Consider the following 25,295-nt stretch of genomic DNA (forward strand, 5'->3'; position numbering starts at 1 on the left):
AGGAATTAATATAAATCGTCTGTTCGTAAATTTAAGAAACGTTGGGTTGCAAAATAAGTGCTAATCCATGTAATTAACACTCCCATGCCCAAAACGCCAACCAAAACTATAATGGTGAGCTCCAACTGATTGAAAATATCCAATCCTGGGAAGTTATTAGCAATATATAATAAGAGGGAAATTAACGCAATAATAGCCAAAACCCCACCGATGAATCCCAACAACATGCTGCGAAGGATAAACGGCTTACGGATAAACGACTTGGTTGCTCCCACCATTTGCATGGTTTTGATGATAAAACGATTGGCATGAATAGACAGCCGCATCGAACTGTTGATCAATAACACGGAAATGACCATGAACACGCCCGAAACGATTAAAACCCAGAAACTGATGTTTTTGACGTTATCATTCACCAAAGTAACCAACTGCTTATCATAGACCACATCGGCTACAAATGGATTTTTACGAAGTGTTCGCTCCATAGTCGTAAACCCTGGGTGGGTCACATATTCGGCTTTCAAGTGAATGTCGTAGGAATTTTGCAACGGATTCATCCCCAAAAACTGCATAAAGTCCTCCCCAACCACTTCTTTATGGGCTTTGGCGGCCGCTTCTTTGGAAACGAATTTGAAATCTTTGGCGTATTTTCCCGATTGAATCGTCTTTTCAAATGCTTTGAATACGGTGTCGTTGGCTTCGTTTTTGAAGAAAACGGTCATCACAATATCTTCCTTGAAATTATCGGATAATCGCTTGGAGTTCAGGATAAAAAGTCCCAAAGCGCCCAATAGAAACAACACCAAAAAAACACTCAAAACGACCGAAAAGTAAGAAGAAATTAATCTGCGTTTCTGATATTGATCAAACGATGAGGCCATAGCTTTTGTTTTATGCCGTAAAAATAAAAAAGAAAATCATTTTACTCCTTTAATAACGCTCAAAGTTTTCTCTTCTTGTGTGAAAGGTGTAAATTTGCCTCTAATTTTTACTAATGCCTGAACATCCAACCCTTGTTACGGATTCATGCAACAACCTTTTTTCGTTTACCGATGAAATATTTTCACGAACAAATAGAAGCCAAATGGCAAAAATATTGGGCCGATAACCACACGTTTGCTGCCTCCAATTCTTCCGAAAAACCCAAATACTATGTGTTGGATATGTTTCCGTATCCTTCCGGTGCCGGATTGCATGTGGGTCACCCGCTGGGGTATATCGCCTCTGATATAGTGGCGCGCTACAAACGCCACCAAGGATTCAATGTGTTGCATCCGCAAGGGTACGATTCGTTTGGATTGCCTGCCGAGCAATATGCGATTCAAACAGGACAACATCCGGAGAAAACTACCCGTGAAAATATTGCGCGCTACCGTGAACAATTGGATAAAATTGGATTCTCCTTCGATTGGGACCGCGAAGTGCGCACCTCCAATCCAGAGTATTACAAATGGACCCAATGGATTTTCATTCAGTTGTTTGAATCCTATTATTGTTACAAGGCGAATCAAGCGTTGCCTATCGCCAATTTGGTGGCAATTTTTGAAAAAGAAGGAAATGCAACAGTGAATGTCGCCTGTGATGACGATGTGCCTGGTTTTTCAGCAACCGAATGGAACGGATTTTCTGAGGATGAAAAAGCACGCTTGTTGTTGAAATACCGTCTCACCTATTTGGCAGAAACCGAAGTGAACTGGTGTCCGGCTCTAGGAACCGTTTTGGCGAATGACGAAATTGTGAATGGCGTTTCAGAACGGGGTGGCCATCCGGTGATTCGCAAAAAAATGACCCAATGGTCGATGCGTATTTCGGCTTACGCTGAGCGCTTGTTGCAAGGCTTGGAAACCATTGATTGGACCGAGTCGTTAAAAGAATCCCAACGCAATTGGATTGGAAAATCGGTGGGCGCCTCAGTTTCATTCCGACTTATACCGACAACCGAAAACCAACAACCGGCAACTATCGATGTATTTACAACACGTCCCGATACCATTTTCGGCGTTACGTTTATGACTTTGGCACCCGAACATGAATTGGTGGCACAAATTACAACGCCCGAACAAAAAGCAGCGGTAGAAGCCTATATCGAAGCTACTGCGAAACGTTCCGAGCGCGAACGTATGGCCGATGTGAAAACCATTTCAGGCGTGTTTACGGGAGCGTATGCCGAACATCCGTTTACCAAAGAACCCATTCCGGTTTGGATTGGCGATTATGTGTTGGCAGGGTATGGAACGGGAGCTGTAATGGCGGTTCCGTGTGGCGACGAACGCGATTATGCGTTTGCCAATTATTTTAAAGGAACGGTGGGCATGCCCGAAATTAAAAACATATTCAGCCCCCTAACCCCCGAAGGGGGAATAGATGCTTCTGACGAGTGTATCGCCACGGAAGCCTTTTCAAAAAAAGAAGGATTTCAATTTAAAAATTCTGATTTCCTAAACGGATTGGATTACAAAGCGGGTACCCAAAAAGCTATTGAGGAATTAGAAAAAATCGGAGCGGGTAAAGCCAAAGTGAATTACCGTTTGCGCGATGCCGTATTTTCGCGTCAGCGCTATTGGGGCGAACCTTTCCCAGTATATTATGTGAATGGCTTGCCGCAAATGATTGACGCCCAACATTTACCCATCGTATTGCCCGAAGTGGAGAAATATTTACCCACCGAAGACGGTCAGCCGCCTTTAGGAAATGCGAGCGTTTGGGCTTGGGATACTATGCAGTGTGCAGTGGTTAGTAATCAGTTCATAGATCACGTAACTGTTTTTCCGTTGGAATTGAACACCATGCCGGGTTGGGCAGGTTCGTCTTGGTACTGGATGCGCTATATGGATGCGAAAAACGAATCCGAGTTTGCTTCTGAAAACGCGTTGCAGTATTGGCAAAATGTTGATTTGTACATTGGCGGTAGCGAACATGCCACTGGTCACTTGTTGTATGCCCGTTTTTGGAACAAATTCTTGAAAGACCGCGGTTTCGCTCCTACAGAAGAGCCGTTCAAAAAGTTGATCAACCAAGGGATGATTTTGGGGATGAGTGCGTTTGTGTATCGTTCTGAAGATTCAAAAAAATTATATTCTAAAGGATTAATTTCAGGACTAAATGTTCACCCTATTCACGTCGATTTGTCAGTAATCAATGATATTACGAACGAATTGGATATTGAAAAATTTAAAGCGCACCCGTTATATTCCGATTATGTGAATGCCGAATTTATCTTAGAAGATGGCAAATACATCGTAGGTCGCGAAGTGGAAAAAATGTCCAAGTCCAAATACAATGTGGTCAACCCCGACGACATTTGCAACGAATACGGCGCCGATACCTTGCGTTTGTATGAAATGTTCTTGGGGCCGCTGGAACAAGCCAAACCTTGGAATACGGCCGGAATTACGGGAGTGTACGGGTTTTTGAAAAAATTATGGCGTTTGTATTTTGACGATAATGGTTTGGTTGTAGTAAATGACGAACCCACCGCGGATATGTACAAAACCTTACATAAAACGATCAAGAAAGTAACGGAAGATATCGAGAACTTCTCCTTCAATACGTCAGTGTCGCAGTTTATGATTTGTGTAAACGAATTAGCGCAACAAAAATGCCGTCACCGTGCGATTCTCGAGCCTTTAGCGGTGTTGATTTCGCCTTATGCACCTCATATTGCCGAAGAACTTTGGAGTCAATTGGGGCATAAGGGTTCGATAGCCACGGTCGCTTTCCCACAATTTGAAGCCAAATATTTGGTGGAAAGTGAGAAAGAATATCCGGTTTCTTTCAATGGAAAAATGCGTTTTACGATCAAGTTACCGTTGGATTTATCCGTAGCCGAAATCGAAGCGATCGTCATGGCTGATGAAAGAACACAAAATCAATTACAAGGACGAATACCAAACAAAGTAATCATCGTTCCAGGTAAAATTATTAATTTAGTGGGGTAAAATACAAATTATGAAAGATTTATTTATTCAGGGTTATTTAGAAAGAATTTCTAAACAATTTAATATCAATGTTGATGATGCTTTTGAAATATTTTCTATTGCCGTAGTTTTGGATAAATCTTTTGATGAAGTGTATAATGAAATTATAATTTTAAATCCAGAAAGCAATAAAAGCTCGAGTCAAGATGGAGGTATTGATGGTGTATATTTTGAAGAAAATGGATTACAATGTACAATGTATGTTTTTCAATGTAAAAACTCTAAAAAACTTGAACAAGGAAAATTAGATAAATTCAAAGATAATTTTGAAGAATTATTTATTAAAGGTAAGGTTTTGCCAAACTCAAAAGATCTTTCCTCTAAAATAGATGAATATAAAGATCTTACGAGAAAAGGATATATTATAAAACATCAATTATACTTTTTGTACAACGGTAGTAGAATTGACAGTCAAACTTCAAACGAACAATTAACTAATTTTTATCATCAAGAAAATGTTTTTGAAATAATTGATTCAGAAATACTATATGATAAAGTTGTAAGAATAATTGAATCAAGTAGTAGAAGAAAAGATATTGATTTTACTTTTAATCCAGAAAATTCTAATGTTGTAAAAGGTGATAATCAAGCTTTATATTCCTATGTAATTAATAATGTAAAAGCTTTAAATTTTAGAATTCAAGCAACTGAATTATGTGAGTTAATATTTAAAGAAGAAAGTATTAACGGAAGTTTAGATACTCTTTACTCTGAAAATATAAGAGGATTTTTAGGCTTTAAACCTAAAGCAAATCAAAAAATGCTAGGTACTTTAAATGATCCTAATCAAAAATATTACTTTCCTTTTTTAAACAATGGATTAACTTTAATATGTGAAAAACTTAATATTCCTGCAAATACTCAAGTTAGTAAATATATTGTTCAAGTGAAAAATCCATTAATCGTAAATGGTTTACAAACATCAAGAGTCATTTATGATTTTTATAAAAAAGATTCTGAAAAATTAAAAGATGTATTTGTTAACATAAGAATCTATGAGTCATCGGAAAAAGATTTAGTTGATTTAATTACTGATGCTACAAATACTCAAACGCCTATAAATTTTAAAGATAAAATTTCAAATGAGGATTTTAACTCTATAACAAAGGAACTTTTTAGAAATAATGATATTAATTATTTAGTTAAAAGAGGAGAAATTTTTAATCAAAGTAATATTTGGTTAAATAAATCAGTACCAAATGAGATAGTTTTAAAATTTTGGTATGCAACTTATAATGGAAAGCCTGAAATAGCAAAAAACAGTATTTCAACCGTTTTAGAAGATATATATGATGCAAGTAAAATAACGCATCATCCACTACATCAATTATTTAACGGAAATAAAGATTCTGTAATCTATATTCAATTATTACAATCATACTATATTTATGATTTTATTCAGATTAAAAAGAAATTGAATTTAAATAACCCAAAATATTCAGAATATGTTCATTTGCCTCATGCAGATGAATTAATAGCTTATGGAATATATAATGAAATTAAAAGCAAAGCAATTACTAAAGATTTTGAAACAGAATATGAATTAGTAAATAATAGAATTTTAGAAATCTTAAATGCCGAAAGAGAAAAATATAACGCACAAGGAAAGCCTTTTTCAATTGCAAGTTATTTTAAAAAGCCTTTATGTAGAATTGAATATAATGAAAAAATAAATCTTTTAGAAGACTAATGAACTATTTATTTAATTAAAAATGCGTTTTACGATCAAATTACCGTTGGATTTATCGGTTGCCGAAATCGAAGCAATCGTCATGGCTGATGAACGTACACAACAGCAATTGCAAGGGCGTACGCCAAATAAAGTGATTATTGTCCCCGGGAAAATTATCAACTTGGTGGGGTAATCAATGTGCCGATGAGCCAATGAGTCGATGAGTCAATGTGGCAACCTGCCTGCAGTTGCGTAATTGGGCAACCGGATTGCCTTACAAAAGGCTTGTCGTTGTTAAGGGGTTAATTCGCTACTGTTTTGATTCAAATTTTTACTTTCGATTTTTTTGTTCTGACAATATCAAGGTGTTAACGATGAACATATAAGCGCCATTAAATATTGTGCATTTTCAAAATACATAATAATGCATTTTCAAAGCAAAACTGTTTTATTTTCAAAATAGATTGTACATTTGCTACTCAAATTGGTGGATAATGAGTGTAATTAGAAATAGCAAAAGCGCAATAGATACCTTTCTTACAAAATATCCAATCGTAGCGGTAACAGGGCCGAGACAATCAGGAAAAACTACTTTTTTAAGAGGACAGTTCCCTTCATATCAATATGTAAATTTAGAGAACATAGACGTTCGAAAGTTTGCTCTTGAGGACCCGAATGGTTTTTTAAAGCTATACAATCGATATGTTATATTCGATGAGGTTCAGCGTGTTCCTGAGTTATTTTCCTATTTACAAACAAAAGTAGATGAGGATAAGCTAATGGGTCAGTATATTTTATCGGGTTCGCAAAATTTTCACTTACTGCAAAACATCACACAAAGCCTTGCAGGTCGTGTAGCGCTTTTCAAGTTATTGCCATTTGATTTGCAAGAAATGAGTTCGGCCAATTGGCTTAGTGAGGATTATTCAGTCAACTTGCAAAGGGGGTTTTATCCCGCTTTGTATGATCGTGATATTCCGAGTAAATCTTTTTTTTCCAATTATGTGCAAACCTACGTAGAACGCGATTTGTCGGAAGTGGTTCGGGTGAAAGATTTAAAACAATTCAGAAATTTTATCACTTTGTGCGCGGCACGGGTTGGACAATTACTTAATTTGAATTCCCTTGCCAATGAATGCGGGATATCGCAACCTACCGCAAAGTCATGGATTTCAGTACTAGAAAGCAGTTATATAGTGTATCAATTGCAACCCTTTCATGCTAATTTGAATAAACGGGTAACTAAAAGTTCAAAGCTCTATTTCTATGATACGGGTTTGTTGTGTTTTTTGCTTCGCATTAATGAGGCTTCTCAAGTAAAAACAAGCCCATTTAAAGGTAGTTTGTTTGAAAATTATGTGATTAATGAATTTTTAAAACATAATTATCATCACCATTTACTGAACGATTTTTGGTTCTGGCGGGATGCTGTGGGACATGAAGTAGATTTAATTTGGCAAAACTCAGAGGCTTTACATTTGGTTGAAATCAAGGCAACTGAGACCATTATGAATGATATGTTTAAAGGACTTAGCTATTTTGAGGCGAAACAATCAGCACCAATTGCTAGTAAAACAGTTATTCATACGGGACTTTTCACTCAAGAGCGTTCTTTGGGAACGGCAAAAAGCTGGAAGACTTTTGTGGATCAGGTATAATTGCGATAGGAGTCGGAGTTGACGCGGCTTCACAGATTTTTTTTAAACAAAACGTTAAATTCAAAATCAGGTTGGGAATTGTCGCTTAATTTTATAAAAAATCAATCATATGAAAAAAATTTTACTCGTTTTAGGGATGGTAGTTTCCCTATTTGCAAACGCGCAGGAAGTAGCTAAAGATTCTATCAAAAAGAAACCCGATATGGACTTTTACATTGGTGTTTCGTTTAATGCAAATCAGTCGTTGAATTTGAATCAAAAATTAAGAGCTGGGAATTTACCCGAGATGCGCGATGTAGCGCCAGAGCTGACGTTTGGTTTGAATATTTTGGGTGAAAAGTACTCAGGAGATATTGAGTTTGGGACGTCCTTTTTGGAAAACAAAAAAGGGAACAATACCCTCAAATACTTAGGTTTTAATACGCGTGCCCGTTTTCACTACAATTTGATTCACAAACCCAAAGTTACTTTTGCAGGGGGATTGTCTTTGGCCTATCAAACCAACCGCTACGACATTTACAACAATAACAACAGCACCGATTTAAATGTATTGGATCCCGCACTCAACAGTGGTCATGTCAATTTGGACAATAGTATGTTGTATGCCGGCCCCAATGTTATGTTGTACTTGTTTAAAAAATCCTCGTTCAAAATCCGAATCAATGCCGGCTACGAGTTGGCCTTAACCCGAGGAAAATACCGCTCTGAATACGGTAGCATTTCCAACAACATTCAAGAAAACGGAAACAACCGCTTCGTGTTTGGAATTGCCTTTCTGTAATGCCACTTTGTCAGCGTTTCAATTTTGGTCTTGAATTTGAGGTGAATAGATTAAAATTTAAGAAAAAATGGGATCAGGTTATATGATTTTGGCCCTCCTTATCATGGGAGCCAGTTGGTTGGTCAGTAGTCGTTTGAAAAGTAAGTTTGAACACTACTCCAAATTGCATTTAAACAACGGTATGAGCGGACGAGAAATCGCCGAACAAATGTTGCACGATCACGGTATTTACGATGTAAAAGTGATTTCTACGCCCGGGATGTTGACCGATCACTACAATCCCGTCGATAAAACGGTGAATTTAAGTGAAGGCGTGTACCATCAACGAAATGCTGCCGCAGCCGCCGTAGCCGCCCACGAATGTGGCCATGCGGTGCAACACGCAATCGGCTACAAATGGCTCACGATGCGTTCACAACTCGTGCCTGTAGTGTCTTTTGCCTCCAATATTGTGCAATGGATATTACTCGCAGGGATTTTGTTGATTAAAGCATTCCCCTCTTTGTTGTTAGTGGGTATTGTGTTGTTTGCTGCCACAACGCTTTTCTCCATCATTACCTTGCCTGTTGAATACGATGCTAGTCACCGTGCCTTGGCTTGGTTGCGTGACAAACGCATAGTCAATCAAGCGGAGTATGCTGGATCGGAAGATGCTTTGAAATGGGCAGCACGTACGTATTTGGTAGCGGCTATTGGATCGATTGCCACGTTATTGTATTACGTGTCTATTTTTATGGGGAGTCGGGAGCGTGAATAATGAGTCAACCTGCCTGCCGTTAGGTAGGTGTGCCAATGAGTCAATTAGCCGATATGGCGATGTGTCAATTTGAAATAAGCGAATGAAATCCGTGGGGTCAAAGCTTCACGGATTTTTATTTTTTACCTGTGGAAAACAAAAACAAAAGAATAAACAAAGCAACCCATGCAACGCCGTGAATCAACAAGCATTTAGCATAATTTTTTTTACCAAAAAATTGCCGAATAAGATGATTCATAAAATAAACCAAGCTAATAGGGATAAACAAATACATCAACGCGATGCCCATATTGGGATTTTCCGCATCGCCCGGGAAAAGTTCGTAGCAAATCCCTGCCGCTAAAAAGTAGAGGATGTAAAAACCTAAAGCAATATTTTCTTTGGAGAATTTGTTGCGCATCAGAGTTGAATTTGTCGTTCGATTTGTTGTTCCAAGGAGATAAACGTTTCCGTACGTGAAACCCCTTCAATAGGTTGGATTTTTTTATTGAGCAATTGCATCAAATGTTCGTTGTCTTTGCAAATGATTTTTACCAAAATACTCCAATTTCCTGTAGTATAGTGGCATTCCAACACTTCTGGAATTTTCCGCAGTTCCCGCACCGCTTCGGAGTTGCTCGAGGCTTTGTCCAAATAAATGCCCACGAAGGCCATGGTACGGTATCCCAAAACTTTGGTATTGAGTATGAATTTGGAACCCGAAATTACCTGCGCTTCTTCCAATTTTTTTAATCGTTGGTGAATCGCTGCCCCCGAAATTCCTATGCTGTTTGCAATTTGCAGTATCGGTTTACGCGCATCTTCCATCAAATGGCGTAAAATCTCTTTGTCGATGCCGTCAATTTCAATTTGTAACTGATTTGCCTTCATTGTAAAAAAATATACAGCAAAAATAGAAATTACAATTTTATATTTATCACGAAAACACCTTAAAGCTTATGTTTTAACATTTGTTATGATGTGCCTATAATTTTATCGGGATTGTAGCCAATGTACGGCAACTTAGTTTCTTTAAACACGACGCCATACTCCTCCAATTCGGCCAAAATCGGTTCATAGACTTCTTTTCGAATCGGTAGTTGTACGCCAGGAGTGGTTATTTTTCCATTTAAAATATGCAAAGTCGCCATAGCCACCGGTAAGCCTACTGTTTTGGCCATTGCGGTATAGGTTTGATCGTCACCGATACAGACCATCTTGGAATCAATTTGTTCTTCTTTCCCATTCAAACGGTAGCCAAATTTATGATACATCACAATCATGTCTTTATCATGGGGGGCTAACGTCCATTTTTGGGTAAGAATGTGCTCTAGAATCTGAGCCGGGGTAGCGTTTTTGAGTCCAATTTTTTTATCTCCATTAAATAAATCCAGTTCAATGAGTTTTTCCCAAATCACATCATCTTGCTCGATGCCCAATTGCAAACGCATTTTGATCTCTACCGAATCCGTAGGATGATAGGGGAGGAAGGAATTTATATAATCGCGGTAACTCATGTGTTCGGAGTTTTCCATCACATAGGTGTCATCCGTCATTCCGAGTTGCACAAACATATTCCAAGCGCGCGAATACCCCACTCGTCGGATGGTGCCGCGGTATAGCGTGAGTACATCATCCAAACCATAGACACTGCGGTATTTCAAAGAATCCCGATTGGCATAGGCTTCAAATTTGCCATAGCCTTCGACGTGTAAAAACTCCGTGCGTCGGAACAAACGATGGTAGGGAATGTACTTGTATTTTCCTTCTTGAATAAATTTTGCGGCTCCACCTTGGCCTGCCAAGACCACATTGCGAGGCGCCCAAGTGAATTTATAATTCCACAAATTCGTATCGGATTCAGGAGCCACCAGTCCGCCACAAAACGATTCAAACAGCAACATTTCACCGCCTTGTTCACGTATGACATCAATAACTTGCATCGCACTCATATGGTCAATCCCGGGATCTAAACCAATTTCATTCATAAAAACCAAATGATGTGCTTTGGCCTCTTCGTCCAACGCTTGCATCGCCTCCGATATATACGAAGCTGTTACCATGTGTTTTTTAAAATGAATACAGTCTTTGGCGACTTCTATATGCATATGAGCGGGCAACATCGAAATCACAATGTCTGCTTTGGCTACTTCCGATTGACGCTGTGCTGTATTTTGAATATCCAATTGGATGGCAGTTGCATTGGGATGGTTTCGGGTTTTGCGTTGCGCTAATTCTAAGGATAAATCGCCTATAGTGAGATGAAGTTGTTGCGATTGGGATTTCTCCAATAAATAGTTGATTAAAGACGAGGCAGAGCGCCCAGCTCCGATGATGAGTACGTTTCTCATGACGTTGGTTTGTTGTGCGACAAATGTATAAAAAGCCACACGGTTAAAACAAAAAAGTCTGCGTAAATCCAGACTTCAATTATTCAAGCTCGTTTTCTAAGTCTTCCAACTCTTTTCGGGCTTCTTGTTTGGCTTCCACTTTCTGTTGTTCAAACGCCGCATCTTTTTCAACGGTTTCCTCGATTAAAAAGGTTTTCCCCAACACGCCCAAAGCACAAATGTAGGTCACAATAAACAACCGTTTTGGCCATTTTCGTTCTGAGGGTGCCGATTTCCAAAAGGCCAAACTGATGCACAAAAGCGCGGGAAGGATAGCGACAAAGGCCAACGTATCTAGCGGCAAAATCGATAAGAGTAAACTCAATACCGTAAATACATAAGCCAATACCATGAAGACTTTTCTCATATTAAAGACCCGTTGCTGAAGTTAGTTTTAATTCGCCTGTGCCCACGGGAATACTAAATTTCATTAAAGCGGGAACTTTATGCGCATCGGCAGTTAACCAAATGAGGTTTTTATCTTTTCCGCGAAGGGCATTGGTTTTGGCGCCAATAGATAATTTGTAGCACGGTTTTGTGCCTAAATTTCCAGCGGCTATAGATTCCGTTCCCATAAACTTCAATGTAACAGGAATCTCTTTTTCATCAAAAACAATGGTAAACGATTTGGTTTGTCCCGATTTCATTTTTGAAAAATCAACCGTACGTAATTTGTACAACAGCGTAATAGCATCGACGGTATTTGCGCCTATACTAAAGGTGCGCGTAGTTTCAGGACGCTTGCGTTTTTGAACGGTACTTGTAACCTGATTTCCTTTGAATACGTATTTTTCTTTTTTGGTATATCCACCTTCATCAATACTGCGTTTGTACAAATTGGGTTTTAGACTACCAGGAGTTACATACGTTTCATAAAGATCACGTATTTTAAAGAATTTGTCCCATTTACTAAAGGTAGACAACTCACAGCTCAAATGTAAGTATTGATTTTTGGACGTATTCACGTTTTCGGTACTCATCGTCACTTGTGCGATATGCGTCATGAGTCCGCTCATATTGTACGAACCGGCATAGACCAATTTTTCACCCGCATCAATTCCATTTCCCTCATCCGCTTTAAAGGATACAAGGAACAATAAAAATAAGGGCAACAATATTATTTTTTTCATAATTAAAAATTGTTTGCAAATATAAAACTTCTTACACCGTTTTGCGTGAAAGAAAAGTCAAAATCCAATTGGTAATCGGAGAGATAACCGGTATTTTTGTAAAATATTGTTAGCGATATGGATAAAAAAATACTTTCTGCTGCGGGGTTTTTCGGAATGACGGGCATCCTATTAGGGGCTTTTGGTGCCCATGGTTTAAAAGCGGTACTTTCTGATGAGGCATTGGTGACCTTTGAAACGGGGGTAAAATACCAAATGTATCATGCTTTGTTTTTGCTTTTTGTGGGTTTGAATTCCCATTTGACTTCAACGATGCGAACCCTTTTGTTCCGATTAATTGTCTTTGGAATTATTTTGTTCTCGGGTTCTATTTATTTACTGGCTACTAAGAGTTTAACCGGTTTGGAGTTAAAGATTTTAGGTCCAATCACACCGGTTGGAGGACTTTGTTTTGCGGTGGCTTGGGGTGTGCTTATGTTTTCCTTTTTAAAGAAAAAAGCATAAAATTTCACTCAACTATAACGTTGTAATAATTAATTTTTACCTTTGTCGTCTAATTAAAGTTAACACAACAAACGCATTATCTATGGATAACTACACCCCAACTACGAAATCGATTTCGTTGGAAAGATATGGGATTACAAATGTTCAAGAAATTGTCTATAATCCTAGCTATGAACAATTGTATAACGAAGAATTAAGTTCGGAGCTTTCTGGGTACGAGCGCGGTCAAGTATCGGAGTTAGGGGCGGTTAATGTGATGACGGGAGAATTTACAGGACGCTCCCCAAAAGATAAGTATATTGTAAAGGATGCCGTCACCGAAAATACGATTTGGTGGAATTCAGATAAAGCGGCCAACGATAACAAACCGATTTCTCCAGCAACTTGGGATGCTCTGAAAGAAACTACCGTAAAACAATTGTCAGGGAAACGATTGTTTGTTGTCGATGCGTTTTGTGGTGCCAACGAAAATACCCGTTTGAAAGTTCGCTTCATTATGGAGGTGGCTTGGCAAGCGCATTTTGTCAAAAATATGTTCATTCGTCCTACGGAAAAGGAGCTCGATCAGTTTGGTGAACCTGATTTTGTGGTGATGAACGGTTCCAAGACCTCATTTAAAGATTATGCCTCTCATGGGTTGAACTCAGAGGTTTATATTGCTTTTAATCTTACCGAGAAAATGCAACTCATTGGAGGTACTTGGTATGGAGGTGAAATGAAAAAAGGCATGTTTGCCATGATGAATTATTACCTGCCTTTGCAGGGAATGGCATCGATGCATTGTTCGGCCAACAAAGGAGCTGACGGCGATGTAGCTGTATTCTTTGGGTTATCGGGCACAGGAAAAACGACCTTGTCCACCGACCCGAAGCGGGAATTAATTGGTGATGACGAGCACGGCTGGGACGACGAAGGAGTCTTCAACTTTGAAGGCGGTTGTTATGCCAAAACGATCGACTTAAGTAAAGAAAACGAACCCGATATTTTTGGTGCTATCAAGCGTGATGCACTTCTTGAAAATGTCACGTTAGATGCTCAAGGCGTTATTGATTTTAAAGACGGTTCGGTTACCCAAAACACCCGAGTATCGTATCCAATTTACCATATTCATAATATCGTTAAGCCAGTATCCAAAGCGGGTCACGCTACAAAGGTTATCTTTTTAACCGCCGATGCCTTTGGGGTCATGCCGCCGGTTTCCAAGTTAACACCCGAACAGACGAAGTACTATTTCTTGTCGGGATTTACAGCAAAATTAGCCGGTACAGAGCGCGGTGTAACCCAGCCTGAACCCACTTTCTCGGCTTGTTTTGGTAAAGCATTCCTAACCCTTCATCCTACCAAATATGGGGAAGAGTTGGTCAAAAAAATGGATGCGCACAAAGCCACTGCGTATATGGTTAATACGGGTTGGAACGGTTCAGGGAAACGAATTTCTATCAAAGATACCCGTGCTATAATTGACGCGATCTTAGATGGTTCGATTGAAAATACACCTACTAAAATGATTCCGATTTTCAATTTTGAAGTGCCAACTGCGCTTCATGATGTTAACGCTGCCATTTTAGATCCGCGCGATACGTATACAGATGCTCAAGATTGGGAAACGAAAGCTGAGGATTTAGCCGGCCGATTCATCAAAAACTTTGTGCAATACACCGATAATGAAGAGGGCACGCGATTAGTAATGGCGGGACCACAATTGTAAATAAAAACAAACAAACTAAACTAACCGACGAAAAAGTCCAACAGTAACGTGTTGGGCTTTTTTTATGGGCAAAAAAAATCCCAAACACAAGTGCGTTTGGGATGGTAGGGTATATAATTTAATGGGATTATTTTCCTTTATTGACTTCAGCGACATATTTTTCAAGCGCCATAGTCATGGAAGGAGTGTCGGGAGTTGGCGCCAGAATATCGATACGTAACCCGTGTTCCAAAGCCTCTTTTTGCGTTGTGCTTCCGAAAACCGCAATACGAGTGTTGTTTTGCTTGAAATCAGGGAAATTTTTGAATAGCGATTTAATCCCTGTAGGACTGAAAAACGCTAAGATATCATAGTAAACATCGGCCAAATCCGATAAATCACTCATCACGGTTTTGTAAAACGTTCCCGCTGTCCAATCAATTTTCAAATTGTTGAGCGTTTGAGGGATATCGGCATTCAATTGATCGGATGAAGGCAATAAAAACTTTTCGTCTTTATATTTTTTGAATAGCGAAGACATATCAGCAAAGTCTTTTTGACCCACATAGATTTTACGTTTGCGATACACCACGTACTTCTGTAAGTAATACGCAATGGCTTCCGATTGGCAAAAATAACGTAAGTCTTCAGGGACTTTATACCGCATTTCTTCAGCCACGCGGAAAAAATGATCCACGGCATTTTTGCTGGTTAAAATGATAGCGGTAAACTGACTGAGATCAATTTTCTGAGCTCGGACATCTTTTGCACTCACACCTTCAACATGAATAAAAGAGCGAAAATCAACTTTCACTTTATGCTTTTGCATCAAATCGTGATAAGGTGAATTCTCAACTTTTGGTTCGGGTTGGGATACCAAAATGGTTCTCACTTTTAGACTAGACATCGTTTGCTCTAATTTTTGGTAATCAAATAATATATGAAATAATAGGGCGCTATTTCAAGTGCGCAAAGATACAAAATAAAATAAAACAACTTTCCTGTTATAATATTTTGATGATTCTTTAAAGAAAACAGATAAGTTAATATATTTATAACGAGAATAGTGATAATTATTATAGAAATTAGCGCATTTGTTGTGAAATCTCCATAAAACAAAATCATCGATATAGGGAAAAGTAGCAGTCCGATATAGGTTCTGAAGTTAACTTTCTGTAAATTAAATTCGTCAATAAGTTCTTCTACATTAAAAGTAACCGCGATAACTTTTTCGATCAAAAACTTGGAAAGGATGAAAACAAACAATCCCGTAAACACGCGAATGAATAAAAGCCAGTCTGTTTTATCGCCCCATCCATTGTGCGCCAAAACGATTTGAATAAAAAAGGAGAGGGAAATTAAATTGACTACAAACAACAATATATTAAATCCACTCCACAAATGCGAGCTTTCGCGGTATATTTTGGTGTATTTGTCCGATACCAAAAGGCGAATATAGTCATTGAACCGACTTTCAAAAGCTGTTCGTGCAATGACAACCAAGCCCAGCGCAACCACAAAAATGAGGGTTGCCCAATCGTAGGGTGAGACTATACGGGGTTGAAATTCGCAGGCTATCATGGGTTACAAAAGTAATGATTTTTTTACCCTTTTGTATTATGAAATTATTAGCGTTATGGGATTTAATTTTGACTATTTTTGCAAAAATATCACTTCATGGAGCAACGTATTATCATCATTCCCACCTATAATGAAATCGAGAATATTGAAGCCATTATTCGTGCGGTTTTTGCGCTCTCCATGCCTTTTCACGTACTGATTGTAGACGACAATTCTCCCGACGGAACTGCGGAAAAAGTTCGGGAATTACAACGTGAATTTTCAACACAATTGTTTTTGGAAGTTCGTACCAAAAAAGCAGGTTTAGGTACGGCCTATGTTCACGGTTTTCAATGGGCATTACATCATCAGTATGCGTTTATTTTTGAAATGGATGCCGACTTTTCACACAATCCAGAGGATTTACCTCGTTTGTGGGAGGCTTGTGCTGTTGACGGAGCCGATATCGCGGTGGGATCACGGTATGTTACGGGTGTGAATGTCGTCAATTGGCCCTTAAGTCGCGTGCTTCTTTCCTATTTTGCTTCGGTCTACGTGCGTTTAATTACAGGGATGAAAATCATGGACACCACGGCCGGATATGTATGTTATCGGCGTAAGGTGCTTGAAACTATTCCCCTTCATGCGATCAAGTTTGTAGGGTATGCGTTTCAAATTGAAATGAAGTATCGTGCATGGGCCAAACGATTTGTCATCAAGGAAGTCCCCGTAATTTTCACCGATCGCACCAAAGGGCAATCCAAAATGAGTGGATCAATTATAAAAGAAGCCGTTTTTGGGGTCTTGTCTTTACGCATAAAAAAACTATTTAACCAGTTGTAAACATGGAATCAACGCTCATAAAAAACGCAACACTAGTCAATGAAGGGCAAATTACCGTAGCTGATGTGCTTATTGAAGGGGAACGTATTGTAAAAATTGGAACCCAATTATCAGCAGGAAATGCTCGTGTAATCGATGCTGAGGGACACTATTTGTTGCCGGGAATTATTGACGACCAAGTGCATTTTCGCGACCCGGGTCTTACCCACAAAGGCGATATTGAATCTGAGAGTCGGGCGGCTATTGCGGGCGGTATTACATCCTACATTGATCAGCCCAATACAGTTCCGCATGCGGTCACCCAAGAATTGTTGGCTCAAAAATACCAAAATGCCTTGGGCCGTTCGTATGCCAATTATTCCTTTATGATGGGCGGTACCAATGATAATTTAGCCGAAATTTTAAAAACAAATCCGCGGGATGTCGCAGGGTTGAAACTCTTTTTGGGCTCCTCCACAGGCGATATGTTGGTGGATAGTTCGGCAGCTATTGAAGCGATCTTTGAAGCAACCCCACTGTTGATCGCTGTGCATTGTGAAGATGAAACCACCGTGAAAACCAATTTAGCACATTACAAAGAACAGTTTGGCGAAGATATCCCCGTTCACTATCATCCTTTGATTCGTACCGAGGAAGCCTGTTATCTTTCCTCCTCCAAAACAGTAGCTTTAGCCAAAAAAACAGGGGCTCGTTTGCATGTATTTCATATTTCTACGGCGAAAGAGCTCGGCTTGTTCGACAATACCTTGCCTTTGGAAGAGAAAAAAATTACGGCCGAAGTTTGTATCCATCACCTCTGGTTTTCTGATGCTGATTACGCTACTCGTGGGAGTTTAATCAAGTGGAATCCTGCGGTGAAAACGGCAGCCGACCGCGAAGCGTTGTGGGAAGCTTTGAATGACGGACGTATTGATGTGGTTGCCACCGACCATGCCCCACATACCTTAGAAGAGAAAAGTCAGGTTTACACCAAAGCACCATCGGGAGGTCCCTTAGTACAACACGCTTTGATTGCGATGTTGGAAGCGGTACAGGAAGGGAAAATTTCCTTGAAAAAAGTAGTTGAAAAAATGGCGCATAATCCAGCGGTATTGTTCAAAATAGAAGACCGCGGCTTTATCCGAGAAGGCTATTACGCCGATTTAGTACTGGTAAATCCAAAAGCTTCTTGGACGGTTACCAAAGAAAATGTACTGTACAAATGCGGTTGGTCTCCGATGGAAGGCACGACTTTTCACCACCAAGTTACCCATACCTTTGTGAACGGAACATTGGCTTATGAAAAGGGGACAGTGCACCCAATTCCGGCAGGGAAACGTTTGTTGTTTAACCGCTAATCCTGTAGTTTCATGAAAAAAGGGATTTTTCTTCTCGCGTTGTCTATACTGTTTTTTTCTTGTAAGGAAGATGTTTTACCGCCGCCCAAAAATAAAGTGGATCGGGAAACCATGATTAATATATTGTATGATTTGGCGGTTTTGGAAGCTGCTCGCTCACAATCTTTTTCCACACAGGTTAATTATCCTACCGCAGTCGCCTTTGTCAAAGAAAAATACAAAATTGACAGTCTAACGTTAGCCGAGAATACCAAGTATTACGCATCGGATTTGAAGGATTACAAAAAAATGTACGAGGAAGTTCGAAAGCGATTGGATCAAAATCGAAATATGGGTTCGTCACCACCACCGCCCTCTTCAACGCCTGATGTGGGAGGTGTGGTTAAATAATTATCGAAACGCCTGGATGATTTGGTCGATGTATGCGTCAGTTGGTTGGAAGGTATAATTGAATGTGTGTGTAATTTTCTCGTTCGATATCTGTTTTACACTGCACAACGAAGCCGCGCTTTGACGCGATAATTTTCTGGGTCGGCCAGTTAGTAAAGAAAGAAGTTTATCCAAGCGCCACCCCAAGGCAAGCATCCAAGGTTGCGCCTCAAAACCAGGGCGTTTTACCCCAAGTTTGTCGGCGATTGTAAATTGAATGTCTTTAAAACTCCGATTTTCTGCCACCAAAGCAAACCGTTCCCCGTGGATGGGTGCTTCCATTATTTTTTTCATCAAAATCACCACATCGAGAACACTGATATACGCACTGTAGCCTTGGGTGTAAAACGGCAATCCTTTTTTAATAGAAGTAAATAAACTGCCACTCCCTTTGCGCGCATCCCAATTGGAAGGATATGGACCCAAAATGATTCCCGGATTGACAATGACCACCTGCAATCCCTCTTGTTGTCCGCGCCATACTTCCATTTCGGCGCCATATTTTGTAAGGGCATAATCGCTATGAAGCACCTCAGGATTCCATTCGGTTAATTCATCGATAACTGTTTGATTTTGCAACGGATCACCCAACGCGGCAATCGAACTAACATGACAAAGTTTTTGAATGTTCTTATCGATGCATAAATTGACAATATTGGCGGTGCCTTCGATGTTTATTTTCCGAAGCGCCGTTTCATCGTTGGGATTGAACGAAATTTGAGCCGCACAATGATAGACGTGCGTTACCTTTTCAAAAGCGATTTCCAAGGAAGGAATGTCAGTGATGTCACCCACCACCCAGTCAATGCGATCAAACAAAGACTCTTTTTGGTACCAAGCAAATAGACTTCGCGTTTTTTCGATTTGTTTGGCTTCGCGAAAAATGGCCCGTACAGAGGATTCACCCTCTTGTATCAAATACAACAAAAGATGAGCGCCCACTAATCCGGTACCTCCAGTGACCAAAATCATAGGTGTAAAAGTACATCAAATTCCTCACAAAAGGTTATGAGTTATCAGGCTTCTTAAGAAAATAAACACAAAATAAAGTAGATGAGAACAGCAAACAAGGCATAAACAGCAAATACTTTTAGAAATAATTTTTTCATGGCATTAAAATAGCGTTTGAACTTAATTTCAAAGATATAGTTCCATTTTAGAATTTTGGGAGGCAAAAAGTGTCGTTTTTGTTAAAATTTTTAGCTTTTTTTTGAAGTATCCCCGACATAGGTGGGCACGAAAAAAAGATTATTTTCTCCTATCTTTGCGCAAATTTTTTACCCATGAATAATTTAGTAGCCGAATTACAATGGCGGGGATTGGTGCACGATATGATGCCTGGCACCGAAGAACAATTGATGAAAGAGCCTACATCGGTGTATATTGGATTTGACCCTACCAGTGATTCTTTACACATTGGAAGTTTAGTCCCCATCATTTTATTAGTTCATTTGAAAAATTTTGGCCATCGACCCATTGCTTTGGTTGGGGGTGCGACAGGAATGATTGGTGATCCTTCGGGAAAATCGGACGAACGTAACCTATTGGATGAAGCTACTTTGCAAAAAAATGTAGACGGGATCAAAGGGGTGTTGTCACGTTTTTTGGACTTTAATGCGGAAGGGTCAACGGCTCCCGTTTTGGTCAACAATTACGATTGGATGAAGGACTTTTCGTTTATCGCTTTTGCCCGTGATGTGGGGAAACGAATTACGGTAAACTATATGATGGCTAAAGATTCGGTGAAAAAAAGACTGAGTGGTGAAGCGGGCGCTGGAATGAGTTTTACCGAGTTTACCTATCAGTTAATTCAAGGGTATGATTTTTATTATTTGCACAAGCATTATCATTGTTTGTTGCAAATGGGTGGCTCTGATCAGTGGGGAAATATCACTACGGGGACTGAATTGGTGCGTCGTATGAATGATGAGCATGCCAAAGCCTATGCAATGACCTGTCCTTTAATTACCAAAGCCGACGGTTCAAAATTTGGTAAAAGCGAAGGGGGCAATGTATGGTTGACTGCAGATAAAACATCGGTGTATAAATTTTACCAGTTTTGGTTGAATACGACCGACGTAGATGCGGAAAAATACATCAAAATATTTACATTCTTAGATCAAGAAACGGTGGCTGCCTTAATTGAAGAGCACCAACAAGCGCCTCATCTTCGGGTGTTGCAAAAACGATTGGCCGAAGAAGTCACTGTATTTGTACATGGCCGTGAGGAATACGACAAAGCGGTATTTGCATCGGCAGCCTTTTTTAGTCCCTCGATGGAAGAACTAAAGCAGCTTGATCAACAAACCTTTTTGGAGGTGTTTGAAGGGATTCCCGTAGCCAATTTACCAGCATCAACGCTAGCAGACAACGGCTTGGATATGGTAGGTGCTTTAGCCGCAAAAACCAATTTTTTAAGCTCCAATAGTGAAGCGGTGCGCGAATTAAAGCAGAATGCCATTTCGTTAAACAAAGTCAAAGTGAATCAGGAGTATAAAATCACTTCCCAAGATTTAATTCATGGTAAATATGTATTACTTCAAAAAGGGAAAAAGAATTATTACTTGATTACTATCGAATAAATGCGAAGGTCCGAAAGGGCCTTTTTTTATTTATTGAACTCAAAAGGCTACATTTTAACATTCATACCTTTTTTATACTTTATCTATACCTTTGAGTAGGCTTTGAATCGCCTTCAATTTAACCTTTTTATCGAGTTATAATTTTCCATCAACTTCGCAGGATAGATAACTTTTAACATCATATACTACGGATTTCTTCTTTAAGTAGAGATTAGGGTCAAAAGTTTTGAATTCATCATGCTTTACGGCTAGAACTGCGACCTGATACTTTTGATTTTTTGGAATTTGCTTCAAGAGATTAATGTTGAGCGTCTTTTTAACTTCAATTTTATCGGCAATGGGGTCGAATACATCTACAATAAATCCAAATTCAATCAATGATTTATACAGATCAATCACTTTCGTATTTCGAATATCATTACAGTTTTCTTTGAATGTTATTCCCAAAAGCAAGACTCTTGCATTTTTAACCTTTATCTTTTTTTCTAGAACAATTTTCACCACTTCGTAGGCAATGTACGAACTCATGCTATCATTCATCCGTCGACCTGAGAGAATAATTTCGGGATGATATCCGAGTTCTTGTGCTTTATGGGCTAAGTAATACGGATCAACGCCTATACAATGTCCGCCCACCATTCCGGGTCTAAAATTGATAAAGTTCCATTTTGTCGATGCAGCATCAAGGACTTCATTGGTATCAATAGCCAAGAGATTAAATATTTTAGCTAGTTCGTTCACAAAGGCGATATTGATGTCTCTTTGCGCATTTTCAATGACTTTGGAAGCTTCGGCCACTTTAATGCTTGATACAGGGAACGTCCCCGCTGAAATTATTGATTTGTATAAATTGTCAATTTTTAGCGCTGTTTCTGGTGTTGAACCAGAAGTAATCTTAACAATATTTTCAAGAGTATTTACTTTGTCACCGGGATTTATTCGTTCTGGGGAATACCCTACGAAAAAGTCTTTATTGTAATGAAGAGTACTGTTTTTTTCAATTACAGGAACACAAATTTCTTCTGTAGCACCAGGATAAACAGTAGATTCAAAAATTACAATAGCTCCTTTATCTACTACTTTACCCACAGTTTCACTCGCTTTTACAAGTGGCGTAAAATCAGGGTTATTAAATTTATCAACGGGAGTTGGAACAGTTACGATGTAAATGTCTGCTTTTCGAATATCATCGATTTTACTCGTGAAGAAAATTCCTTGTGATGCATCTAAACTTTGTTTTGCTACGTATTTTAAATCATTTGCTGTAACTTCGTTCGTTTTATCGTTGAACTGACCTAATTCAGCTATTCTTTTTTTATTAATATCAAATCCAATGACATTATATTTTTGAGCAAAAAGAACACCCAAAGGTAGGCCTACGTAACCTAAACCAATAACTACAATTTTCATTTTATCGATGCGATTAAAAGTCTTCTAAATGTTTAGGACTAATTAATTTTAAAAATTACTCTTCGTACTAGTTTTCGGGCTTCAGAAGCATTGACGTCAACAGTTTGATCCATGCCTCCAGAAATTGCGTTTATACGATTTGATTCAACACCCGATTTTTCTAATATATCTTTTACATTGTTGGCACGAGCTAAAGCAAGTCGTTTGTTATATTCTTTGTCGCCTTTTGCGTCTGCATAACCAACAATAGTAATATTTGCAGAGGGGTTTTGTTTCAAATAATTTAAGACAAAATAGATGCCATCATAGGATACAGCATTTGGAGTTGCACTGTCAATATCAAATAATATCGAGATATATCCTTGATCAATTGATCGTTTAAAGAACTCAGCTGATTCTGAATCATTATTTTTTGCGATCGTTTTGGATTGTTCTACACTTCCATATTTAGTTTCTAAATAGCGTTCCAATTCGTCCGGTACACCGTTTTTATTTACATCAATCATTACTCCTCTAGTATCAACGGCTACACCAGCGACTGAATTATTTTCAATATCAAGATAATCAGGAACACCATCTTTATCTGCATCATTCATTTTTATTTCCAAGTCTTCAACACGTTTTTGCAACGCATTATTCTTTGCTTCTAAGTCAACTATTTCTTTGTTATCGGACTTCCATTTTAATTGTTTTCCAAACGAGTAGGAGAAACCAAGTGACACATTAATCATATGTCCATATAAATTCTGATCGGGATTTGAATACACACCATCCCAGGTGTAATGTTGTCTAAAGTTATGAATTGTAACTAAGTCCAAATGAATAAAACCTTGGTTGGTGATGCGATACATAGGCATCAATCCTAAGACAACACCACCATTGAGTTCGCGTCTCCCTGAAATAGGGTTTTTATCGGATGTAACTTCTTGAAATGTTGATAATACAATACCTGAATGAAGCATAAATTTAAAACGTGAATCTTCACTATTAAATTTTAGGAAAGAATTTAAGTCTATCATAGCTTCAATTCCTAAACGAAACTGAGCGATTTCAAAGGGTTTGCTTTTATTTTCCTTTTCTCGAAAGCGATCAAAAGCAAAGGTGCCTCGGATACCGATAGTTCTATTTAAGGTATATGTTGCTCCAATAGTGTAGGAGTTTATGTCAAGGACACCGAATTTCTTCTTATTATTCGTTGAAAAGTAATTTTCAGAATAAGGCGTAATTCCTTTACTCTCGCCGACTGAAAATTCAAATCTCCATCGATAATTATTTAGTTTTGAAATAGTGGAGTCAATTTCTTTTCCATTTATACTGTCTAACATCGCTGCATTTTCTTGAGCGGATGCCCATTGAAAAATTAAGGACAAGAAGAAGAATTTGAAGGTAGTTTTCATGAATTTAAAATGAATTTAGCGACAAATATAATAGTTAAACCTTACGGATATAAATGAAACAAATTACATAATATATAAGAAACGTTTTGTTAACAAAAAAAGCAACTTTTAGAGATTTTTACTTGTTTTATGTTTTGTAAGTAAAACAAAATCAATTAGATATGTTTATTTTAACACTTCAAAAAATGTTAATTTTCAGTTAACTTTTATTTTTTCTTATTGTTCTTATTTTGGGCAATTAAAATTTCAATATGAGAACAATTTTAGCTTTTTTGTTTGCCTCTATTTGTTCAATGGCCGTTGCTCAAAATGGCTCGCTCAAAGGAACCCTAATCGATGCAAAGAACGCAACGACTTTAGTTGGAGTTAATGTAATAATAAAAGGAGCCAATAAAAGCACCATTTCAGATGGTGAAGGAAAATTTGTCATTACTGGAATAGTGCCCGGAGTGTATGAAGTAGAATTTTCAATGATTGGTTATTTGCCCAAGCAAGTAAGTGAAGTAGTTATTACTGCCAATGAGGTGACAAATTTAGATGTTACATTAGAGGAGCAAAAGAATACACTTGAAGAAGTAGTCATTACCAAAACAAGAGCCAAAGCAGAATCCGTAAAATCCCTTTTGACACAACAAAAGAATAATGCTAGTGTGTCGGATGGTATTTCGGCCGAAACGATAAAAAAGACTCCCGATAGAACCACATCAGATGTACTAAAACGAATTAGTGGTGCTAGTGTACAAGATAATAAGTTTGTAGTGATTCGCGGACTAAATGACCGTTATAACGTAGCTTTTTTGAATGGAGCACCTTTACCCAGTTCAGAATCGGATCGAAAAGCGTTTTCGTTTGATATTTTCCCTTCCAATTTGTTGGATAATTTAGTTATTACAAAAACTGCTACCCCCGATTTACCTTCCGATTTTGCGGGAGGGGTTGTACAAATAAATACGAAGTCAGTTCCAGATCGTAATTTTCAGACGCTTTCAATCGGTAGTGGTTTTAATACCATTACTACTTTTCAAGAACAACGAACCTATGAAGGGAGTGGTACAGATTGGTTAGGTTATGACAATGGAGTGAGAGCATTTCCATCTACCTTGCCTAGTACCGAGGTTTTTAATGTACTTACTTTTCAAGAGAAGGCTGAATTAGCCAAGACTTTCGAGTACGATTGGGGTATACAATCGCAAAAATTTGCA

At 38.6% G+C, this 25,295-nt stretch carries 24 protein-coding genes; 13 read left to right on the plus strand and 11 right to left on the minus strand.

Features of this window, described 5'->3' with window-relative positions:
- Positions 1 to 5: 5 nt before the first annotated feature.
- On the minus strand, positions 6 to 881 hold the full coding sequence (locus tag ABWO12_RS05490; RefSeq protein WP_353087769.1) for a cell division protein FtsX: 876 nt from the start codon (positions 879 to 881) through the stop codon (positions 6 to 8).
- Between the two features lie 171 nt (positions 882 to 1,052).
- Here ABWO12_RS05490 and leuS point away from each other — a divergent pair, with 171 nt between their 5' ends.
- From leuS to ABWO12_RS05520, 6 genes are all read left to right on the plus strand, one after another.
- Positions 1,053 to 3,938 (plus strand): leucine--tRNA ligase, encoded by a 2,886-nt coding sequence (gene leuS, locus ABWO12_RS05495; protein WP_353087770.1) that lies wholly within the window; start codon positions 1,053 to 1,055, stop codon positions 3,936 to 3,938.
- A 10-nt stretch (positions 3,939 to 3,948) separates the two neighbouring features.
- Positions 3,949 to 5,667: an AIPR family protein gene (locus ABWO12_RS05500; protein WP_353087771.1), complete on the plus strand. Its 1,719-nt coding sequence runs from the start codon at positions 3,949 to 3,951 to the stop codon at positions 5,665 to 5,667.
- A gap of 22 nt (positions 5,668 to 5,689) precedes the next feature.
- The gene (locus ABWO12_RS05505) at positions 5,690 to 5,842 is read left to right on the plus strand and encodes a hypothetical protein (protein WP_353087772.1); all 153 of its coding nucleotides are present in this window, start codon (positions 5,690 to 5,692) and stop codon (positions 5,840 to 5,842) included.
- 301 nt (positions 5,843 to 6,143) lie between these two features.
- The gene (locus ABWO12_RS05510) at positions 6,144 to 7,307 is read left to right on the plus strand and encodes an ATP-binding protein (protein WP_353087773.1); all 1,164 of its coding nucleotides are present in this window, start codon (positions 6,144 to 6,146) and stop codon (positions 7,305 to 7,307) included.
- 109 nt (positions 7,308 to 7,416) lie between these two features.
- The gene (locus ABWO12_RS05515) at positions 7,417 to 8,088 is read left to right on the plus strand and encodes a hypothetical protein (RefSeq protein ID WP_353087774.1); all 672 of its coding nucleotides are present in this window, start codon (positions 7,417 to 7,419) and stop codon (positions 8,086 to 8,088) included.
- Positions 8,089 to 8,155: 67 nt separating this feature from the next.
- Positions 8,156 to 8,845, plus strand: coding sequence for a zinc metallopeptidase (locus ABWO12_RS05520; RefSeq protein WP_353087775.1), 690 nt, complete (start codon positions 8,156 to 8,158; stop codon positions 8,843 to 8,845).
- Between the two features lie 115 nt (positions 8,846 to 8,960).
- On the opposite strand, the gene ABWO12_RS05525 is transcribed toward ABWO12_RS05520, so the two are convergent.
- The 5 genes from ABWO12_RS05525 to ABWO12_RS05545 all read right to left on the minus strand — a co-directional run bounded on the left by ABWO12_RS05525 (position 8,961) and on the right by ABWO12_RS05545 (position 12,344).
- A complete protein-coding gene (locus ABWO12_RS05525) occupies positions 8,961 to 9,245 on the minus strand; it encodes a hypothetical protein (RefSeq protein WP_353087776.1) in 285 nt (94 codons plus the stop codon).
- Positions 9,245 to 9,715, minus strand: a complete 471-nt coding sequence (locus ABWO12_RS05530) for an Lrp/AsnC family transcriptional regulator (protein WP_073360864.1) — start codon at positions 9,713 to 9,715, stop codon at positions 9,245 to 9,247. The genes ABWO12_RS05525 and ABWO12_RS05530 overlap by 1 nt, the downstream gene beginning before the upstream one ends.
- An 83-nt stretch (positions 9,716 to 9,798) precedes the next feature.
- Positions 9,799 to 11,175: a saccharopine dehydrogenase family protein gene (locus ABWO12_RS05535; protein WP_353087777.1), complete on the minus strand. Its 1,377-nt coding sequence runs from the start codon at positions 11,173 to 11,175 to the stop codon at positions 9,799 to 9,801.
- A 79-nt stretch (positions 11,176 to 11,254) separates the two neighbouring features.
- Positions 11,255 to 11,581, minus strand: coding sequence for a hypothetical protein (locus tag ABWO12_RS05540; RefSeq protein ID WP_353087778.1), 327 nt, complete (start codon positions 11,579 to 11,581; stop codon positions 11,255 to 11,257).
- Between the two features lies 1 nt (position 11,582).
- A complete protein-coding gene (locus ABWO12_RS05545; RefSeq protein WP_353087779.1) occupies positions 11,583 to 12,344 on the minus strand; it encodes a DUF3108 domain-containing protein in 762 nt (253 codons plus the stop codon).
- A gap of 117 nt (positions 12,345 to 12,461) precedes the next feature.
- Here ABWO12_RS05545 and ABWO12_RS05550 point away from each other — a divergent pair, with 117 nt between their 5' ends.
- Together ABWO12_RS05550 and pckA are read left to right on the plus strand one after the other, a co-directional pair.
- Positions 12,462 to 12,848: a DUF423 domain-containing protein gene (locus ABWO12_RS05550; protein ID WP_353087780.1), complete on the plus strand. Its 387-nt coding sequence runs from the start codon at positions 12,462 to 12,464 to the stop codon at positions 12,846 to 12,848.
- Between the two features lie 82 nt (positions 12,849 to 12,930).
- On the plus strand, positions 12,931 to 14,556 hold the full coding sequence (gene pckA, locus ABWO12_RS05555) for a phosphoenolpyruvate carboxykinase (ATP) (protein WP_353087781.1): 1,626 nt from the start codon (positions 12,931 to 12,933) through the stop codon (positions 14,554 to 14,556).
- A 127-nt stretch (positions 14,557 to 14,683) separates the two neighbouring features.
- Here the strand turns inward: pckA and ABWO12_RS05560 are convergent, their stop codons facing one another.
- Positions 14,684 to 15,442: a uroporphyrinogen-III synthase gene (locus ABWO12_RS05560; protein ID WP_073360880.1), complete on the minus strand. Its 759-nt coding sequence runs from the start codon at positions 15,440 to 15,442 to the stop codon at positions 14,684 to 14,686.
- Between the two features lie 8 nt (positions 15,443 to 15,450).
- Positions 15,451 to 16,116 carry a DUF4271 domain-containing protein gene (locus tag ABWO12_RS05565; RefSeq protein WP_353087782.1) on the minus strand — a complete coding sequence of 222 codons (666 nt, stop codon included), beginning with the start codon at positions 16,114 to 16,116 and terminating at the stop codon, positions 15,451 to 15,453.
- 96 nt (positions 16,117 to 16,212) lie between these two features.
- Here ABWO12_RS05565 and ABWO12_RS05570 point away from each other — a divergent pair, with 96 nt between their 5' ends.
- Genes ABWO12_RS05570 through ABWO12_RS05580 form a run of 3 tightly spaced genes read left to right on the plus strand, consistent with a single transcriptional unit; the run spans position 16,213 to position 18,665 of the window.
- The gene (locus ABWO12_RS05570; RefSeq protein WP_353087783.1) at positions 16,213 to 16,938 is read left to right on the plus strand and encodes a polyprenol monophosphomannose synthase; all 726 of its coding nucleotides are present in this window, start codon (positions 16,213 to 16,215) and stop codon (positions 16,936 to 16,938) included.
- A 2-nt stretch (positions 16,939 to 16,940) separates the two neighbouring features.
- Positions 16,941 to 18,275 (plus strand): dihydroorotase, encoded by a 1,335-nt coding sequence (locus ABWO12_RS05575; protein WP_353087784.1) that lies wholly within the window; start codon positions 16,941 to 16,943, stop codon positions 18,273 to 18,275.
- A gap of 12 nt (positions 18,276 to 18,287) precedes the next feature.
- Positions 18,288 to 18,665, plus strand: a complete 378-nt coding sequence (locus ABWO12_RS05580; protein WP_353087785.1) for a DUF4296 domain-containing protein — start codon at positions 18,288 to 18,290, stop codon at positions 18,663 to 18,665.
- Here ABWO12_RS05580 and ABWO12_RS05585 read toward each other — a convergent pair whose 3' ends face one another.
- Positions 18,666 to 19,676 carry an NAD-dependent epimerase/dehydratase family protein gene (locus ABWO12_RS05585; protein ID WP_353087786.1) on the minus strand — a complete coding sequence of 337 codons (1,011 nt, stop codon included), beginning with the start codon at positions 19,674 to 19,676 and terminating at the stop codon, positions 18,666 to 18,668. It abuts the gene before it with no gap.
- 311 nt (positions 19,677 to 19,987) lie between these two features.
- On the opposite strand from ABWO12_RS05585, the gene tyrS reads away from it, so the two are divergent.
- Complete coding sequence (gene tyrS, locus ABWO12_RS05590) at positions 19,988 to 21,286, plus strand: tyrosine--tRNA ligase (protein WP_353087787.1); 1,299 nt, start codon at positions 19,988 to 19,990, stop codon at positions 21,284 to 21,286.
- A 135-nt stretch (positions 21,287 to 21,421) separates the two neighbouring features.
- On the opposite strand, the gene ABWO12_RS05595 is transcribed toward tyrS, so the two are convergent.
- Together ABWO12_RS05595 and ABWO12_RS05600 are read right to left on the minus strand one after the other, a co-directional pair.
- The gene (locus ABWO12_RS05595) at positions 21,422 to 22,696 is read right to left on the minus strand and encodes a nucleotide sugar dehydrogenase (RefSeq protein WP_502902914.1); all 1,275 of its coding nucleotides are present in this window, start codon (positions 22,694 to 22,696) and stop codon (positions 21,422 to 21,424) included.
- Positions 22,697 to 22,734: 38 nt separating this feature from the next.
- On the minus strand, positions 22,735 to 24,093 hold the full coding sequence (locus ABWO12_RS05600; protein ID WP_353087788.1) for an OmpA family protein: 1,359 nt from the start codon (positions 24,091 to 24,093) through the stop codon (positions 22,735 to 22,737).
- A 251-nt stretch (positions 24,094 to 24,344) separates the two neighbouring features.
- Between ABWO12_RS05600 and ABWO12_RS05605 the strand changes: the two genes are divergently transcribed.
- Positions 24,345 to 25,295: carboxypeptidase-like regulatory domain-containing protein (locus ABWO12_RS05605; protein ID WP_353087789.1), on the plus strand; the 951-nt coding region annotated here is incomplete at its 3' end.

Origin of the sequence: Flavobacterium sp. (assembly GCF_040379285.1) — a bacterium.
Lineage (GTDB): Bacteria > Bacteroidota > Bacteroidia > Flavobacteriales > Flavobacteriaceae > Flavobacterium.

Coding starts and splice junctions, on each gene's coding strand:
- ABWO12_RS05490 (WP_353087769.1), bottom strand. CDS start 881: ATGGCCTCATCGTTTGATCAATATCAGAAACGCAGATTAATTTCTTCT.
- leuS (WP_353087770.1), top strand. CDS start 1,053: ATGAAATATTTTCACGAACAAATAGAAGCCAAATGGCAAAAATATTGG.
- ABWO12_RS05500 (WP_353087771.1), top strand. CDS start 3,949: ATGAAAGATTTATTTATTCAGGGTTATTTAGAAAGAATTTCTAAACAA.
- ABWO12_RS05505 (WP_353087772.1), top strand. CDS start 5,690: ATGCGTTTTACGATCAAATTACCGTTGGATTTATCGGTTGCCGAAATC.
- ABWO12_RS05510 (WP_353087773.1), top strand. CDS start 6,144: ATGAGTGTAATTAGAAATAGCAAAAGCGCAATAGATACCTTTCTTACA.
- ABWO12_RS05515 (WP_353087774.1), top strand. CDS start 7,417: ATGAAAAAAATTTTACTCGTTTTAGGGATGGTAGTTTCCCTATTTGCA.
- ABWO12_RS05520 (WP_353087775.1), top strand. CDS start 8,156: ATGGGATCAGGTTATATGATTTTGGCCCTCCTTATCATGGGAGCCAGT.
- ABWO12_RS05525 (WP_353087776.1), bottom strand. CDS start 9,245: ATGCGCAACAAATTCTCCAAAGAAAATATTGCTTTAGGTTTTTACATC.
- ABWO12_RS05530 (WP_073360864.1), bottom strand. CDS start 9,715: ATGAAGGCAAATCAGTTACAAATTGAAATTGACGGCATCGACAAAGAG.
- ABWO12_RS05535 (WP_353087777.1), bottom strand. CDS start 11,175: ATGAGAAACGTACTCATCATCGGAGCTGGGCGCTCTGCCTCGTCTTTA.
- ABWO12_RS05540 (WP_353087778.1), bottom strand. CDS start 11,581: ATGAGAAAAGTCTTCATGGTATTGGCTTATGTATTTACGGTATTGAGT.
- ABWO12_RS05545 (WP_353087779.1), bottom strand. CDS start 12,344: ATGAAAAAAATAATATTGTTGCCCTTATTTTTATTGTTCCTTGTATCC.
- ABWO12_RS05550 (WP_353087780.1), top strand. CDS start 12,462: ATGGATAAAAAAATACTTTCTGCTGCGGGGTTTTTCGGAATGACGGGC.
- pckA (WP_353087781.1), top strand. CDS start 12,931: ATGGATAACTACACCCCAACTACGAAATCGATTTCGTTGGAAAGATAT.
- ABWO12_RS05560 (WP_073360880.1), bottom strand. CDS start 15,442: ATGTCTAGTCTAAAAGTGAGAACCATTTTGGTATCCCAACCCGAACCA.
- ABWO12_RS05565 (WP_353087782.1), bottom strand. CDS start 16,116: ATGATAGCCTGCGAATTTCAACCCCGTATAGTCTCACCCTACGATTGG.
- ABWO12_RS05570 (WP_353087783.1), top strand. CDS start 16,213: ATGGAGCAACGTATTATCATCATTCCCACCTATAATGAAATCGAGAAT.
- ABWO12_RS05575 (WP_353087784.1), top strand. CDS start 16,941: ATGGAATCAACGCTCATAAAAAACGCAACACTAGTCAATGAAGGGCAA.
- ABWO12_RS05580 (WP_353087785.1), top strand. CDS start 18,288: ATGAAAAAAGGGATTTTTCTTCTCGCGTTGTCTATACTGTTTTTTTCT.
- ABWO12_RS05585 (WP_353087786.1), bottom strand. CDS start 19,676: ATGATTTTGGTCACTGGAGGTACCGGATTAGTGGGCGCTCATCTTTTG.
- tyrS (WP_353087787.1), top strand. CDS start 19,988: ATGAATAATTTAGTAGCCGAATTACAATGGCGGGGATTGGTGCACGAT.
- ABWO12_RS05595 (WP_502902914.1), bottom strand. CDS start 22,696: ATGAAAATTGTAGTTATTGGTTTAGGTTACGTAGGCCTACCTTTGGGT.
- ABWO12_RS05600 (WP_353087788.1), bottom strand. CDS start 24,093: ATGAAAACTACCTTCAAATTCTTCTTCTTGTCCTTAATTTTTCAATGG.